The following is a 13,996-nucleotide window of genomic DNA, read 5'->3' on the forward strand; positions in this document are numbered from 1 at the left end:
GGGCAAACCTACCGCCGGGGTGCGCTGTTCGACCGCGGTGCGCTGCGGTACCGTGACTGCGCTGATGACGGCCGCCGCACGCGCGGCCCGCAGCACGCGCGCGCAGCGGTCTGCCACGCGAGAAGGGGACAGGGATGGGGAGCTCGGCCAGCTTCAGGGACACGCTCGTCGACCTGATCCGTGCGCGCCACCCTGTGCTCGTCGTCGAGACTCACGAGGCCGAGCGCGTGATCGGCGCTGTCCAGTCGATCGCGACGGACCCGACCGCGCTGCGCAGCGCACGCCAGGTCATGTGCTACTCGGTGAGTCGCGGGCTGCACTATCCGGGCGACCCCGGCCGCCCGCAGGTCGCCGAGGCCGCGCTGGCCGCTGCCGCGGGGATGACCCGTCCCACGATCTTCGTCTTCCAGGACCTGCACCACTTCCTCGGGTCGGACGGGCAGTCCCCCGACGCGCTCCTCGTCCGCGCGATCCTCGACGTCGCCGCCGCCTTCAAGGTCGGCGACGTCCCGCACACGCTCGTCATCGTCTCCCCGGGCCTCGACCTGCCGCCGGACCTCGAGAAGGTCGTGTCCGTCGTCGACCTCCCGCTGCCCGACACGGACGAGATCGAGGAGGTCCTCGACGCGATCATCGAGGCGAACGCCGCCGGCATCCAGAACCGGCTGACTCCCGAGGAGAAGGTGCGGCTCGTCCACGCGGCGCGCGGCCTGACGCGGTGGGAGGCGGAGAACGCGTTCGCCCGCGCGATCGCCGGCGACCGGATCCTCGACGTCACGGACATCGATCGCGTGATCGACGAGAAGCGCCAGACCATCCGCAAGTCCGCCCTCCTCGAGTTCGTGCCGCCGGCCGGCTCGATCGACGACGTCGGCGGGCTCGAGAACCTCAAGCGCTGGCTCGCCAAGCGCAACGGCTCGTGGCTCCCGGACGCGGCACGCTGGGGCATCTCGCCGCCGAAGGGCGTGCTCATCACGGGAGTGCCGGGCTGCGGGAAGTCGCTGACCGCCAAGTGCATGTCCAGCCTGTGGGGCCTGCCGCTCCTGCGGCTCGACGTCGGCAAGATCTTCTCGGGCCTCGTCGGGTCGTCCGAGCTCAACATGCGCGCGTCGCTCCGGCTCGCCGAGGCGGTCGCGCCGTCGATCCTGTGGATCGACGAGATCGAGAAGGGCTTCGGTTCCGCGACGAGCGCGCAGAGCGGCGACTCCGGCACGAGCCAGCGCGTCTTCGGCACGTTCCTCACCTGGATGCAGGAGAAGAGCTCGTCGGTGTTCGTCATCGCGACCGCCAACAAGATCGACGCGCTGCCGCCCGAGCTCCTGCGCAAGGGGCGCTTCGACGAGATCTTCTTCGTCGACCTCCCCACGGACTCCGAGCGCCGCACGATCTGGGCCCTCCACCTCGGGCGGCGGCTGCGCGACGGGGACGCGCTCGGCGGCGACCTCGTCGTGACCGAGCAACTGATCGCGGACCTCGCGGCAGGCACGGACGGGTTTTCGGGCGCGGAGATCGAGCAGGCTGTCGTGTCCGCGTGCTTCGACGCATACGCGGAACGCCGTGCGCTGAGCGTGCAGGACCTCCAGCGTGCCGTCGTCTCGACGGTGCCGCTCTCCGTCACGCAGGCCGAGCAGGTCGCCACGATCCGCGAGTGGGCTGCGAGCCGCGCGGTCGCGGCGACCGTCTCCGACGAGCCGCTCGCGCCGATCGGGCCGCACGGTGCGTCGCCCCTCGACGCCGGCCCTGACGGCGGCGGCCGGAAGGTCGTCTTCTGATGTACGGGCACCACGTGCGCACGGTCGAGGAGCGGCTCGCCGACCCGTCCTGGACCCGCCCGAAGAGCTGGCTCCTGCTGGTCCCGCTGCTGTCCCTCGGCACGTTGTCGTTCGTCTGGTTCTGGATGCGCGCCAACCTCGACCCGGAGGAGAAGGGCCGGTACGAGCTCTGGGCCTGGGTGTGGGGGTTCGTCGCCCTGGGCGGCGGGACGCTCGGCGGGGGAGGGCTGTTCTTCGGCACCGCTGACGAGATCGCCGTCTCGGCGGTCATCTGGATCCTCCGGGTCACGTCGGTCGTGCACGCGTGGGCGATGAACCAGCGCAGGCTCGAGCGCCTGGCGCGCCGCGAGGTGGGTGTCGAGGTCGCGATGATCGCGGCCGCGCAGGCGCGCGGGGCGCGAGCGGGCGGTCCGGCGCAGAGGTTCCCGACGTCGCACCTGGCGACCGCGACGGTCCCCGAGGGGTACGACCCGCGCCTCGCGGCCTCGTTCCCTCAGGTCTACGCAGGCGCCGAGGACACTGGCGTGCCGCCTCGGCCGGAGCCTCCGGTCGCAGCGCCCCGCCCCGCCCCGCCGGTCGACCCGGCGGCGCACGGTCGCGTCCTCGAGCCCCCGCCCTACCCGGGGGCTGCCGCACCGGTGGGGAGCCTCCCGCCCGAGCGCGTGCCCGACGTCGAACCGGAGCCGCAGCGCTGGATGCCCGTGGCACCACCGCGCCCGGGAGACCCGCACGCTCCCCGGCGCGGACCGGGTCGCAGGCTCGACCTCTGAGGCTCGCCCGCTGAGGCTCAGCCGAGCGCACACGCAGGTCGGACGGGAGATTCCCGACGGGGCGTACGTCACTTCCCGTCGGGACATACGGCCCACACAGCCGTCGTGTCGCCCGGCGAGGATGGATACGGAATGCGAGGGGTCGTATCCATTCGGCATCTGTGAGGAGAACTTCAATGAGGGCACTCGTGACTGTGGCATCTCGTCACAACGCGACACTGGAGATCGGCGAGGTCGTCGCCGAGACCATCCGCGCGAACGGGATCGAGTGCGACCTCATCGCCCCTGAGGACGTCACCTCGGTCTCTGACTACGACGTCGTGATCGTCGGATCGGCGATCTACACGGGCCGCTGGCTGCCCGAGGCGCGCGAGCTCGTCGAGCGGCTGACCGACGAGCTCCTCACGAAGACCGTGTGGCTCTTCTCGTCCGGGCTCGCGGACGCTCCCGCGAAGGGGTCGAACCGACCCGCCGAGACGCACGAGCGGATGACTGCGACGGGCGCCGTCGGGCACCGGCACTTCTCCGGCCGGCTGGACCTCAACGTGCTCAACTTCGCGGAGCGCGCGATCATCGCTGCGGCCCGCGGCAAGCAGGGCGACCGCCGTGACATGGACGCGGTGCGCGAGTGGGCGCGCTCGATCGTCGCGCAGGTGCAGCAGACCGCAGGCGCCTGAGCCACCCGCGGCTCGTCCCGACACCTGCCGCTAGGCGACAGGCGGGCGCCTGTCCTGCCAGCCGAAGACCTCCTCGAGCGTCCGCGCGAGACCGAGCAGCACGTCCTCACGACCGTACCGGGCGCCGAGCATCACACCTACCGGCAGCAGGGTGCCGCCGTCGTCGTGCATCGCCACGGGGAGCGACATCGCCGGGCGGCCCGACATGTTCCACACGCTCGTCCAGGGCGTGAACCGCGACTGCGCGGCAAAGTCACCCGCAGGGTCCGTGTCGTCGCGCAAGGCGCCGAGCAACGCCGGGAGCTGGGCGAGGGTCGGGGACACGATCACGTCGAACGCCGCCCAGCTCCGCGCGATCTCGCGCGTGAGCACCTGCACCGCCGCGACCGCCTGGGCGTGCTCGAGCCCCGTCACCGCGCGCCCCTGCTCTCGCAGCCAGCGGGTGAGGGGGACGAGGAGCTCCTCGCGGTCCGCGGGGACGGGCGCCTGCAGCGCCATGACCGACCACAGCGCCCGGAACGCCCCCCAGCGTTCGGCCGGGAACGGCACAGGCGCCTCGGACACGTCGTGGCCGAGCTCGACGAGCACGTCCGCGACCGCCGCGACCGCAGCGAGGCACGAGGGGTGCACCGGCGCGTCGTCGACGATCACCGGCGAGGTCAGGATGCCGACACGCAGTCGCCCCGGGGGACGCCGTGCGGCCTCGAGGAAGGAGATCGTCGGGGGTGGCAGCTCGAACGTGTCCCCGGGCCACGGCCGCGCCGTCGCATCGAGGAGCGCGGCCGTGTCGCGCACGTCGCGCGTGAGGAAGCCGAGCGTCGCGAGGCCCGCGCCGTCGATGGCGTACGGGCCCGGGCTGATGCGGCCGCGGCTCGGCTTGAGCCCCACGAGACCGCACGCGCTCGCGGGGATGCGGATCGAGCCACCGCCGTCGCTTCCCTGCGCGACGGGGACGATGCGTGCGGCGACAGCGGCAGCAGCGCCGCCCGACGAGCCGCCCGCGGAGCGCGTGAGGTCCCAGGGCGTGCGGGCGGGCGCCTGCCCGTCGGGCTCCGTGTAGCAGGGCAGGCCGAGCTCGGGCGTGGTCGTCTTGCCGAGCATGACCGTGCCCGCCTGGTTGAGGAGGGTGACGATCCCGTCGTCGTGGTCGGGGACGTAGCCGGCGAGAGCACGCGACCCTGCAGACATCGGGACGCCCGCGACGGCGTTGAGGTCCTTGACGGGGCACGGCACGCCGAGCAGGGGCGGCAGCGCGTCGGTGTCGGTCGCGGCCCGCAGGACCGCCTCGGCCTCGCGGGCCTCCGCGAGGGCGCGCTCGGGCGCGAGCGTGACGAACGCGCCCACCTGAGGTCCCAGCGCCTCGGCGCGGTCGAGCGCGTGGCGCACGACGTCCGTGGGGGAGGTCTCGCCGTCGCGGATCTCCGCGGCGAGCTCGAGAGCGGTGAGGTCGTGCAGCTCGGCCATGTCGTCGAGCCTAGTGAGCGCCGGTCGCCGCCGCACCGGTCGATTGTTCACGTGATGGTTACGCGGGCACCCTCGCCAGACGAATGACACGGGCGTAACTTGTTTGTGACGGACGACACACCGTCGTCCCGCACCCCGGGAGCCGGACATGACCGATCCGAGCACGCGATCCTCGGCGCAGCGCGCCCCCCGCCGCACGAACGCAGGGGCCCCACCCCCCGAAGATCCTCGCCGGACGTTCGTCGTCGACACGTCCGTCCTGCTCTCCGACCCGCGCGCCATGCTGCGCTTCGCGGAGCACGACGTCGTCCTGCCGATCGTCGTCATCACCGAGCTCGAGGCGAAACGCCACCACCCCGAGCTGGGCTACTTCGCGCGGAGCGCCCTCCGGCTCCTCGACGAGCTGCGCGTCGAGCACGGCGGGCTCGACGCCCCCATCCCCGTGGGCGACCTGGGCGGCACGCTGCGCGTCGAGCTCAACCACGTCTCGCCCGAGGTGCTGCCGGCCGGCTTCCGCCTCGGCGACAACGACTCGCGCATCCTCGCCGTCGCCGCCAACCTCGGCGCCGAGGGGCACGACGTCACGGTCGTGTCGAAGGACCTGCCGATGCGCGTCAAGGCGTCCGCCGTGGGGCTCGCCGCCGAGGAGTACCGTCACGAGCTCGTCGTCGACACGGGCTGGACCGGCATGACCGAGATCGACGTCGACGCCGACCGGATGGCCGCGCTCTGGGAGGCCGAGTCGGTCGAGCTCGCCGACCTCGACCTCACGACCGTGAGCCAGCCGGAGCACCTCGTCGTCAACACGGGCGTCGTCATGCACTCGCCACGGGGCTCTGCGCTCGGCCGCGTGACGGCCGACAAGCACGTCCAGCTCGTCCGCGGGGACCAGGAGGTGTTCGGTGTGCGCGGGCGCAGCGCCGAGCAGCGCGTCGCGATCGACCTGCTCATGGACGAGTCGGTCGGCATCGTGTCGCTCGGCGGGCGCGCGGGCACCGGCAAGTCGGCGCTCGCCCTGTGCGCAGGGCTCGAGGCCGTCCTCGAGCGTCGTCAGCACCGCAAGATCATGGTGTTCCGGCCGCTGTACGCCGTCGGCGGGCAGGAGCTCGGGTACCTCCCGGGCACCGAGGCCGAGAAGATGAACCCGTGGGCCGAAGCAGTCTTCGACACGCTCGGGGCCGTCGTCGCGCGCGAGGTCGTCGAGGAGGTCATGGCGCGCGACATGCTCGAGGTGCTCCCGCTCACGCACATCCGCGGACGCTCGCTCCACGACGCGTTCGTCATCGTCGACGAGGCGCAGTCCCTCGAGCGTGGCGTCCTGCTCACCGTGCTCTCGCGCATCGGGCAGAACTCCCGCGTCGTGCTCACGCACGACGTCGCGCAGCGCGACAACCTGCGGGTCGGGCGGCACGACGGGATCGCCGCGGTCATCGAGAAGCTCAAGGGGCACCCGCTGTTCGCGCACGTGACGCTCACGCGGTCCGAGCGCTCGCCCGTCGCGGCGCTCGTCACCGAGATCCTCGAGGGGCTCGAACCGTGACGTGGACTCCGGTGGGTGTTCGTGACACGGCGTGCTTAACCTAGGTCGTGACCATCGATCCCACGCCCTCCGGCACCGCACCGTCCCTCCCCGCGCCGGGCCCCGACGCCGCCCTCGTCGACCTGGGCGGCCGCAGCCCGTGGAGCATCCTGCCCCCGCTGTGCCTCGGCTTCTTCGTCATCATGGTCGACACGACGATCGTCAACATCGCCGTCCCGACGCTCGTGGCGACGTTCCAGACGTCGCTCGCTGCCGTGGGCTGGGTCAACAGCGCCTACCTCCTCACGTTCGCGGTGCTCCTGCTGGTCACGGGTCGGCTCGGTGACCGGTACGGCGCGAAGACCATGTTCGTCTCCGGGCTCGTCGTGTTCGTGCTCTCCTCGATCGCGTGCGGCCTCGCGGGATCCGTCGAGACGCTCGTCGTCGCGAGGGCGGTCCAGGGGGTCGGCAGCGCACTCATGACGCCGCAGACGATGGCCATGATCACGCGCGTCTTCCCGCCCGCGCGCCGGGGCGCCGCCCTCGGCCTGTGGGGCGCCACCGCGGGCGTCGCGACGATCGCAGGGCCGGTGCTCGGCGGGATCTTCGTCGAGACGATCGGCTGGGAGTGGATCTTCTTCGTCAACGTCCCGATCGGCGCGGTCGCGCTGTGGCTCGCCGTCACGCGCCTCCCGCGCCTCGAGACGCACACCCGCAGCCTCGACCTGCCCGGCGTCGTCCTCTCCGTCGTCGGGCTGTTCCTCGTGATCTTCGGCCTGCAGGAGGGCGAGACGTTCGAGTGGGGTCAGGTCGTCGGCCCCATCACGGTCTGGCGCATGATCGGTGCCGGCGTGCTCGTCACAGGTGCGTTCCTGCTGTGGCAGAAGCGCCGGGGCGACGACGCGCTGCTGCCGCTCACGCTCTTCACGCACCGCAACTTCACGCTCGCGAACGTCGCCGGTGCTGTGTCGTCGTTCGCGATGATCGGCATCTTCTTCCCGCTCACGCTGATCCTGCAGCAGGTGCTCGGGCTGTCCCCGCTCATGGCCGCGATGGTGAACCTGCCAGGCTCGCTCGTCTCCGGCGTCGTCGCGCCGTTCGCGGGCCGGCTGTCCGACCGCATCCCCGGGAAGTGGGTCGTCGCGGCAGGGTTCGCGTTCCTCGCAGGCTCGGTCCTCTGGCTCACCCTCGTCGTCTCGCCGGACGCCTCGATGTGGGCGTTCTTCCCGCCGATGACCGTGTTCGGCATCGGCACGGGCCTGCTGTTCTCGCCCCTCGCCAACCTCGCGACGTCGGGCCTCGACCGCTCGACTGCGGGCGCGGGCGCCGGGGCGTTCAACATGAACCGTCAGGTCGGCGGAGTGCTCGGGTCAGCGGCGATCGTCGCGATGCTGACGTCCCGCCTGGGCGTCGAGGTGCCGGCAGCAGCGGCCGACGCCGCGGCCCGCCTCCCCGAGGAGGTCCGCGCCCCGTTCGTCGAGGCGTTCGCGTCGTCGAACGGCTCCGCGTTCTCCGGAGGCGGTGCCGGGCAGCTTGCGCTGCCCGACTCGGTCCCGGCCGAGCTCGTCGCCCAGGTGCGCGAGGCCGCGCTCGCGGCCGTCCACTCGGGCTTCAGCACCGCCGTCTCGCAGACGCTCCTGCTGACCGCGGGTGTGCTCGCGACCGGGCTCGTCGCGAGCCTCCTGATGAGCCGCTCGCCGCGCTGACGCGGCTGCGCCGACCTGCCCGCGCTGACGCGGCAGAGCGAAGGGTCCGTCGGCGCCGCCGACGGACCCTTCGCTCGAGGTGTCAGGCCTGCGGCGGACGCGTCATCGACAGCACGTCGAGCGCGCTGTCGAGCTGCTCCTCGGTGACCTCGCCACGCTCGACGAAGCCGAGGTCGATGACGGCCTCGCGGACCGTGAGGCCCTTCTTGACGGAGTGCTTCGCGACCTTCGCCGCCGCCTCGTAGCCGATCACACGGTTGAGCGGCGTGACGATCGACGGCGACGACTCGGCGAGCGCGCGAGCGCGCTCCACGTTGGCGGTGATCCCGTCGACCGTGCGGTCGGCGAGCACGCGCGACGACGTCGAGAGCAGACGGATCGACTCGAGCACGGCCGACGCGATCACGGGGATCTGCACGTTGAGCTCGAACGAGCCGCTCGCGCCCGCCCAGGCGACGGTCGCGTCGTTGCCGATGACGCGGGCAGCAACCATGAGGACGGCCTCAGGGACGACCGGGTTGACCTTGCCCGGCATGATCGACGAGCCCGGCTGCAGGTCGGGGATGAAGATCTCGCCGAGGCCCGTGTTGGGGCCTGATCCCATCCATCGCAGGTCGTTGCAGATCTTCGTGAGGGAGACCGCGATCGTGCGGAGCGCGCCGGACAGCTCCACGAGGCCGTCGCGCGCCGACTGCGCCTCGAAGTGGTCGCGCGCCTCGGTCAGAGGGAGCCCGGTGTCCTCGACGAGGAGCTCGATGACGCGCTGCGGGAAGCCTGCCGGGGTGTTGATGCCCGTGCCGACGGCGGTGCCGCCGAGTGGCACCTCGGCCGCGCGGGGGAGCGCGGCCTGCAGGCGCTCGACGCCGTAGCGCACGGCGGCCGCATAGCCGCCGAACTCCTGCCCGAGCGTCACGGGCGTCGCGTCCATGAGGTGCGTGCGGCCGGACTTCACGACCTCGGCGAACTCCTCGGACTTCGCGCCAAGCGCCGCGGCGAGGTGCTCGAGCGCCGGGACGAGGTCGCGCACGACGCCGGAGGTGGCGGCGACGTGGACCGACGTCGGGAACACGTCGTTGGACGACTGCGAGGCGTTGACGTGGTCGTTCGGGTGGACCTCGCGGCCGAGCGAGCGGCTCGCGAGCGTCGCGAGGACCTCGTTCGTGTTCATGTTCGACGACGTGCCGGAGCCGGTCTGGTAGACGTCGACGGGGAAGTGGTCGTCGTGCTCGCCCGCAGCGACGGCGTCGGCGGCGGCGACGATCGCGTCCGCGACGTCCTGGTCGAGGACGCCGAGCTCGGCGTTCGCGCGCGCGGCGGCCTTCTTGACGCGGGCGAGGGCCTCGATGTGGCCGCGCTCGAGGCGCGAGCCGGAGATCGGGAAGTTCTCGACGGCGCGCTGCGTCTGGGCGCGGTAGAGCGCGGCGGCAGGCACGCGCACCTCGCCCATCGTGTCGTGCTCGATGCGGAATCCTTGCGAGTTCGGCGTGCTGCCGACGGCGTTGTCAGTCATGGTCCCATCGTGCCGCACCGCAGGGCGTGCGGGCGCCGTGACGGCACGACAGGGCTCGGGTGTGACCTGGGTCACGCCGCCCGTCAGAGTCAGGCGATGGCAGGCGACTCGCCGACGTCACCCTTGACCTCGAGGAGCGTCGCACGCCCGTCCGCGAGCGTGTACTCGACACCCACGATCGCGACACGGCCCTCGTCGACCGCCGCTCGGATCGCCGCCGAGTACCCGTAGAGCTGGTCGACGGTGTGGCGGACGTGCTCGCGACGGAGCAGGTTCTCGTCACGCACGTCCTCGCCGCGGCTCGTGACGTTCACGATCGATGGGATGACCCGGTCGACGACCGCGCGGACGAATCCCGTGGCCTGCTCGCCCGTCGCGAGGGTGTGGGCTGCCGCCGCGACGGCGCCGCACGAGTCGTGGGCGAGCACGACGACGAGGCGGGCGTCGAGCACACCGATCCCGTACTCGATCGAGCCGATGACCGTCGTGTCGAGGACGTGCCCGGCCGTCCGCACGACGAACGTGTCGCCGAGCCCCTGGTCGAAGATGATCTCGGCGGCGACACGCGAGTCGGAGCACCCGAAGATCACGGCGAACGGGTTCTGCGCGACGGCGAGCTCCTGCCGCCTGCCGGCGCCCTGCGAGGGGTGCGCCATCTCGTCCCGGACGAAGCGCTGGTTGCCGTCCCGGAGCGCAGCCCACGCCTCGGCGGGGGTCGAGATCGGGCCGGTCACGGAGGAGGAGGCGGCCGTGCCGTCGGTGCGGTTGCTCATGGTGGACATCATGCGTCGCGTCCGTCGGTCTCGCAGCGCGCGTCCACATTCCAGCCGTGCCGCCGCGACGTGTGCCTCAGTCGAGCTCGTCGAGCCGCGGCGGGTTGGCTCCCGGGCGGGACACGGTGATCGCGGCGACCTTCGTGCAGCGTTCGAGCACGGCGGTGAGCGCGTCGGCGTCGATCGCCCTGAGCGCGGCGCGGCGTGCGCCGCCGAGCAGGTCGGCGGACCACAGGCCGTCGATGAGCGCCCCCATGAACGAGTCGCCGGCGCCGACCGTGTCGGCGACCTCCGTCGGAGGAGCGGCCACCTCGACGGTGCCTCCCGGGTACCAGGCGACCGCGCCCTCGCCGCCACGCGTCATGACGACGATGCTGCCCTGGCGCTTCTGCCACAGGGCAGCGCTCACCTCGGGGGCGCGGTGCGGGTACAGCCAGGCAAGGTCTTCGTCGGAGACCTTGACGACGTCCGCGAGCATGACGAGCTCCTCGATGCGCGGCGCCGCGGTGAGCGGCATGCCCATGAGCGTCGGGCGGACGTTCGGGTCGTACGTGATCGTCACGCTCGGCTGGAAGCGGCGCATGAGCGCGACGACGTCGTCCCCGCCGGGTGCGAGCGTCGCGGCGATCGAGCCCGAGTGGATCGCCACCGTGCTCTGCGGGACGTCGACGTCCGCGGGCATGCGCCACTCGATCTCGAAGTCGTACGACGCGGCGCCCTTCTCGTCGAGCTGCGCGGTCGCGATCGACGTCTGCGCGGCACCCGTGGCGCCGGGCGCGAGGGCGACGCCGGACGCGCCGAGCCACCGCCGGATCATCGAGCCGTAGGCGTCCTCGCCGAGCCACGCGAGGAGCTCGACAGCGCGGCCGAGGCGGCCGAGCGTGATCGCGACGTTCGCGGGGCTGCCGCCCGGGTGCTCGTCGACCGTGCCGTCCAGGCGGTGCACGACGTCGATGAGCGCCTCACCGACGACGAGAACCTGGGCGGGTGCGGCGTCGGCCGCCCCGAGAGCAGTCTTGGGGGCCATCAGTCCTCGTCCTTCTCGTCGGTCGCCGTGCTTGCCGCGCGCTGGTGCGCGGACTCGAGCCGCTCGCGAGCGCCGTCGAGCCACGTCTGGCAGCGGGCGGCGAGCGCCTCGCCGCGCTCCCAGAGCGCGAGGCTCGCCTCGAGCGGCTCGCCACCGGCCTCGAGCCGCGCGACGACCTGGACGAGCTCGTCGCGCGCGTCCTCGTAGCTCAGGGATCCGACGTCGGGCAGCGGCTGGGATGTGGTCACGGACATACCGTAGCCAAGGCGACCGACACGCTCCGGGCCGTCCGCCCTGTGTCGGCTGCCGGTCCGTCGGGCGTCCGACGGTCAGTCGACGGTCGCGGCGACCTCACCGTCGGCGAGGCGGACGCGCAGCGCGTCACCTGACGCGACCTGGGCGGCGTCGCGCAGCACGCTGCCGTCGGCGACCTGCACGACGGCGTAGCCACGCTCGAGCACGGACGCGGGGGACAGTGCGCGGACCTGCGCGCGCAGCCGGTCGACCTCGGCGCCTGCGCGCAAGAGCGCCGCGGAGAACGCGCTGCGGCCGTGCCGCGCGAGCTGCTCGACGTCGTCCGAGCGGCGCTCGATCATCGAGCCCGGATCCGCGAGCACGGGCCGTGAGCGGATCGCGTCGAGGCCGTGCTGCTCGCGGTCGAGACGCCCGCGGACGGCGCGCTGCATCCGCTCGCGCGCCTGTCGGAGCCGTAGCCGCTCCTCCGCGACGTCTGGCACGATGCGCTTCGCGGCATCGGTCGGGGTCGAGGCGCGGAAGTCGGCGACGAGGTCGAGCAGCGGTGAGTCGGTCTCGTGGCCGATCGCCGAGACGAGCGGGGTGCGGCACGCGGCGGCCGCCCGGACGAGCGCCTCGTTCGAGAACGGCAGGAGGTCCTCGACGGCGCCGCCACCGCGGGCGACGACGATCACCTCGACGTCCTCGCGAGCGTCGAGCTCGGCGATCGCGGCGGTCACCTGCGGCACGGCTGCGGTGCCCTGCACCGCGACCTCGCGGATCTCGAAGCGCACCTCCGGCCAGCGTGCGCGCGCGTTGACCACGACGTCGTGCTCCGCCTTGGACTCGCGGCCGCACACGAGCCCGACGACGCGCGGCAGGAACGGCAGCGGTCGCTTGCGCTCGGCAGCGAACAGGCCCTCCGCGGCGAGGATCGACTTGAGGTGCTCGATCCGCGCGAGGAGGTCGCCGAGGCCGAGCGCGCGGATCTCGTCGGCCTGCATCTGGAACGAGCCGCGGCCCTTCCAGAACGTCGGCTTCGCGTGGACGACGACGTGCGCGCCCTCCGCGAGCGGCGTCGTCTGCCCGGCGAGCACCTTCGCGTACATCGCGACGGGCAACGACACGTCCGCGTCGGTGTCGCGCAGCGTCAGGAACGCCATGCCCGCGCCCGGGCGGCGGTTGAGCTGGACGACCTGCCCCTCGATCCAGACGGGCGACATCTTGTCGATGTACTCCGCGATCTTCGCCGACAGCAGCCGCACGGGCCACGGCCGCTCCGCCGTCGTGTCGAGGGCGCGCGCCGGCAAGGGACCGTCAGGGGCCACGGAGGAGGGGAGGGGAGCATCGGTCACGCCCCCATCATCGGCCACGGGGGTGACACAGGCTCTCCACGTACCGTCCGGTCCGCGGCGAGGGCGGTCACCTAGACTTGCGAGGTGACCGAGACCCTCGCGCCCCGGACCTCCGGAGCCCCCGCCGTGGGGCGCCACCGCCGTGACGACGCCGCGGTGGAGCGAGGCGACGGCACGGCGGCGAAGCGGGTGCTGCTGGCTGCCCCGCGCGGCTACTGCGCGGGCGTCGACCGGGCGGTCGTCGCCGTCGAGCAGGCGATCGAGCACTACGGCGCACCCGTGTACGTCCGCAAGGAGATCGTGCACAACAAGTACGTCGTGGAGACGCTCTCCGAGCGTGGAGCGGTCTTCGTCGACGAGACGGACGAGGTGCCCGAGGGCGCGCGGGTCGTGTTCTCGGCGCACGGCGTCTCGCCGGCGGTGCACGAGGCTGCAGCTCGGCGTTCGCTCGAGACGATCGACGCGACCTGCCCGCTCGTGACCAAGGTGCACCGCGAGGCGGTGCGGTTCGCGGCGGACGACTACGACATCCTGCTGATCGGCCACGAGGGCCACGAGGAGGTCGAGGGCACGGCGGGCGAGGCCCCCGAGCACGTCCAGGTCGTGAACTCGCCTGACGAGGTCGACCGCGTGACGGTGCGGGACCCGGACAAGGTCGTCTGGATCTCGCAGACGACGCTCTCGGTCGACGAGACGATGGAGACGGTGCGGCGCCTGCGCGAGCGGTTCCCGACGCTGCAGGACCCGCCGAGCGACGACATCTGCTACGCGACGCAGAATCGTCAGGTGGCGGTCAAGAAGCTGGCCCCCGAGTGCGACCTGGTGATCGTGGTCGGCTCGCGCAACTCCTCGAACTCGGTGCGTCTCGTCGAGGTCGCGAAGGAGTACGGCGCACGGGCGGCATTCCTCGTCGACTACGCGAAGGAGATCGACCCGTCGTGGTTCGACGGCGTCGCGACGGTCGGCGTGACGTCCGGTGCGTCTGTCCCCGAGATCCTCGTCCAGGACGTCCTCGCCTACCTCGCCGAGCGAGGGTTCGCGGACGTCTCCGAGGTGCGCACCGCGACCGAGGACCTCATGTTCTCGCTCCCGCGCGAGCTGCGGACCGCGCTCAAGGAGTCGGGGCAGAGCCCCGCGCGTCCTGCGCGCGGCGGGCGCCGCTCCCTCCCGTTCGACCCCGCCTAGCCGC

At 72.5% G+C, this 13,996-nt stretch carries 12 protein-coding genes; 6 read left to right on the plus strand and 6 right to left on the minus strand.

The window, feature by feature from the left end; all coding sequences use genetic code 11:
- Positions 1-134 precede the first annotated feature (134 nt).
- The 3 genes from AC4F3Q_RS02075 (at position 135) to AC4F3Q_RS02085 (ending at position 3,219) form a co-directional block, all read left to right on the plus strand.
- A complete protein-coding gene (locus AC4F3Q_RS02075; protein WP_491038526.1) occupies positions 135-1,772 on the plus strand; it encodes an AAA family ATPase in 1,638 nt (545 codons plus the stop codon).
- Positions 1,772-2,542 carry a hypothetical protein gene (locus tag AC4F3Q_RS02080; protein WP_491038527.1) on the plus strand — a complete coding sequence of 257 codons (771 nt, stop codon included), beginning with the start codon at positions 1,772-1,774 and terminating at the stop codon, positions 2,540-2,542. Before AC4F3Q_RS02075 ends, AC4F3Q_RS02080 begins: the two co-directional genes overlap by 1 nt.
- A gap of 188 nt (positions 2,543-2,730) precedes the next feature.
- Entirely contained in the window at positions 2,731-3,219 is a 489-nt protein-coding gene (locus AC4F3Q_RS02085) for a flavodoxin domain-containing protein (RefSeq protein ID WP_491038528.1), read from the plus strand.
- A 30-nt stretch (positions 3,220-3,249) separates the two neighbouring features.
- On the opposite strand, the gene AC4F3Q_RS02090 is transcribed toward AC4F3Q_RS02085, so the two are convergent.
- Entirely contained in the window at positions 3,250-4,683 is a 1,434-nt protein-coding gene (locus tag AC4F3Q_RS02090; protein WP_491038529.1) for an amidase, read from the minus strand.
- A gap of 148 nt (positions 4,684-4,831) precedes the next feature.
- Here AC4F3Q_RS02090 and phoH2 point away from each other — a divergent pair, with 148 nt between their 5' ends.
- Positions 4,832-6,223, plus strand: a complete 1,392-nt coding sequence (phoH2, locus tag AC4F3Q_RS02095; RefSeq protein WP_168446128.1) for an RNA 5'-3' helicase PhoH2 — start codon at positions 4,832-4,834, stop codon at positions 6,221-6,223.
- A 47-nt stretch (positions 6,224-6,270) separates the two neighbouring features.
- Complete coding sequence (locus AC4F3Q_RS02100) at positions 6,271-7,908, plus strand: DHA2 family efflux MFS transporter permease subunit (RefSeq protein ID WP_491038530.1); 1,638 nt, start codon at positions 6,271-6,273, stop codon at positions 7,906-7,908.
- 82 nt (positions 7,909-7,990) lie between these two features.
- Here the strand turns inward: AC4F3Q_RS02100 and AC4F3Q_RS02105 are convergent, their stop codons facing one another.
- The 5 genes from AC4F3Q_RS02105 to xseA all read right to left on the minus strand — a co-directional run bounded on the left by AC4F3Q_RS02105 (position 7,991) and on the right by xseA (position 12,807).
- Complete coding sequence (locus tag AC4F3Q_RS02105; protein WP_168446126.1) at positions 7,991-9,418, minus strand: class II fumarate hydratase; 1,428 nt, start codon at positions 9,416-9,418, stop codon at positions 7,991-7,993.
- Positions 9,419-9,507: 89 nt separating this feature from the next.
- Positions 9,508-10,191: a carbonic anhydrase gene (locus AC4F3Q_RS02110; RefSeq protein WP_491038531.1), complete on the minus strand. Its 684-nt coding sequence runs from the start codon at positions 10,189-10,191 to the stop codon at positions 9,508-9,510.
- Positions 10,192-10,267: 76 nt separating this feature from the next.
- Positions 10,268-11,218: a carbohydrate kinase family protein gene (locus AC4F3Q_RS02115; protein ID WP_491038532.1), complete on the minus strand. Its 951-nt coding sequence runs from the start codon at positions 11,216-11,218 to the stop codon at positions 10,268-10,270.
- A complete protein-coding gene (locus tag AC4F3Q_RS02120; protein WP_168446123.1) occupies positions 11,218-11,472 on the minus strand; it encodes an exodeoxyribonuclease VII small subunit in 255 nt (84 codons plus the stop codon). Before AC4F3Q_RS02120 ends, AC4F3Q_RS02115 begins: the two co-directional genes overlap by 1 nt.
- 75 nt (positions 11,473-11,547) lie before the next feature.
- Entirely contained in the window at positions 11,548-12,807 is a 1,260-nt protein-coding gene (gene xseA / locus AC4F3Q_RS02125; protein WP_491038533.1) for an exodeoxyribonuclease VII large subunit, read from the minus strand.
- A 126-nt stretch (positions 12,808-12,933) separates the two neighbouring features.
- Between xseA and AC4F3Q_RS02130 the strand changes: the two genes are divergently transcribed.
- Positions 12,934-13,992, plus strand: a complete 1,059-nt coding sequence (locus tag AC4F3Q_RS02130) for a 4-hydroxy-3-methylbut-2-enyl diphosphate reductase (protein WP_168446950.1) — start codon at positions 12,934-12,936, stop codon at positions 13,990-13,992.
- Positions 13,993-13,996: the final 4 nt, after the last annotated feature.

Source organism: Flavimobilis sp. BM9 (assembly GCF_058313055.1).